2 protein-coding genes and 1 pseudogene are annotated in these 2,017 nt (G+C 41.3%); all 3 read right to left on the bottom strand.

The window, feature by feature from the left end:
* Window positions 1-213: pseudogene (locus F6K49_RS44035) on the bottom strand (homogentisate phytyltransferase); the annotation flags it as partial.
* A complete protein-coding gene (locus F6K49_RS44030; protein ID WP_293108181.1) occupies window positions 203-970 on the bottom strand; it encodes a hypothetical protein in 768 nt (255 codons plus the stop codon). The pseudogene F6K49_RS44035 and the gene F6K49_RS44030, both read right to left, overlap by 11 nt.
* Window positions 971-1,612: 642 nt before the next feature.
* Window positions 1,613-2,017: hypothetical protein (locus tag F6K49_RS44025; RefSeq protein WP_293108177.1), on the bottom strand; the 405-nt coding region annotated here is incomplete at its 5' end.

Here is a 2,017-nt window from a genome sequence, read left to right as displayed (position 1 = left end):
AAAGACTAAGATAAACCAGGTCAATGCCCACACTGCTGCAGTGGGCATCATCACTTGTCCCTGTTGCAATGCCCAACTAAAGTGTAAAAACAGACCTAAATTAACGATTGCTCCCCGTACTGAAAAAATACATAGCGCTGCCCAAAAGGGAAACCGCTTCAGGCGGATCGGTGGCAAGGAATAGGATGTACCAATTGCTAAACTAATACTGACCTGGTGAGACGACATCGACGGCTTGGGAAAGGACTATTTTGCTAAATTGATTGGCTTGGATAGATTTTAAGGCTGATGAAACAGATAACTTGAAGTCTTTGGCTTTTTCTGAATCTTGCTTGAGAAATTGATGATGGTTAGCCTTACCAGTAAAACAGTAGAGCAGACGACCAGAAGAGGTGATTAGATTGAACTGCCTCCATAGGCTTTCGACCAGCCAATCCAGATTAACTTGAGAATTGATTTCAAGATTAGCGACTACTACACATCGGCTTTGACAAAGTGAAATTTGCCAGCGAGGTAGAAAAATAGTGGCAGATGGGAAAGGGTTGTTACTATTAAACTTGTCAGCAAAAAACGTAAAGCTAGAGAAGAAATGAGGCCCAGCAAATCGCTGCTCTATTTTACCACTAATTATTGTGTTAGCTAGACATGAGTCGATAAATCTTTGCGCTTTAGAGAACCGTTGCTCACCAGCTAACTTAAGTTCGACAGCAGCATCAATAGCAACAATTGATTCTTGATTACTTCTATTTTCAAAATAGAAGTGTAGGGGCTCGGGCGTCGCAGCAAAAGGGGCGGCTCTATCCCGAATTGCCTGAAAAACTGCCAGTGGATCGATGGGGGGAATTTCTTGAGAAATACTAGCTATTTTGGCAATACCTTGTTTTTGAGATTTTTTCTGGCAGGCGAAGAGAAACTGATGTAACTCTTTAGCCTCATGAAAGAGGTTAGCAGGGCAGGGAATGACTGACATATATAGGCTTTCTTGAATTACAGGAGTGTTTACCTCAATGAACGACAACACAAATGCGATTGACCGTAGGCCACGCTAAAAGTGATTGACCTTGGCCAAAAGGCCAAGCTTGGCCTTTTGCCACGCTGCGCGAACGCGAACGGTCACGCTATGCGATTGCTCTTTACTACATATTTCTTAATTTGTATTTACATAAGTTATTTAATTCACAGACTTTATAGTGACTAATGATCAATTATCAGCATGTTTGGCAATTAAGAAAAGCAGGGTAAGGGCAAAAATCAATAAATAGGGGGTATTATCGCAACTATTAAAAAAATATTGCAATAATTTTGATGATCAAGGCTTACTATGGTTATAATCCTTGCTCTATTCTTGATGCAGTCGCTCATGGGTAACCCCCTTTGGCGGCACTGCCTTCCCAAGACCGTAATGGTGCGTTTTCCGTGATGGCGAGCAATCCCTTGACCGTAGGTCACGCGGGGCGCGTTCGCCATCACGGGTCGCACCTCTGCATCGCTTTTTGAATTTTAATAATGAGCCCTAGTTTTGGTAGGCAAAATGTTGGTAATCCAAACCAACATTTCTTGGGTCATTAGTCAAGACGGAAATCAAGGGGATACCAGTATAGATAATCCCTGATTAATTTTTCCAACCTACTACAAATAAAAAACTACCCTTTTGGGTAGACACCACTTCAGTTTTCATGAAGCCTACTTCTTTTAAAAGCTTAACAATTTTATCGGTGGAGTAAAGCGGGGGAGCTTTAACTCCGCCAATCAATAAATCCATTATTTCTAATTCTGGCAAAAATGATGGTGAAGGAACCAAACTGTCAGTGGTAGGTTCCAGGATAATCACCATACCCTTTGGTCTTAAAACCTGAAAAGATTTTTTTATAAACTGGCTACCATAATCGCTGTACGACAATTTTCTAAACAAAAAGACGATATCATACTCTTCATTAGCACCCCACTGGTCAGACAAAGCGTTTCCCTCGGGAGATATAATAATCTCTTCCGGAGATTTAGGTAAAGGATACTTGCT

Source organism: Moorena sp. SIO3I6 (assembly GCF_010672095.1).
Note: the sequence above shows the minus strand (reverse complement) of the source record. Positions and strands in the feature narration are given on the sequence as shown.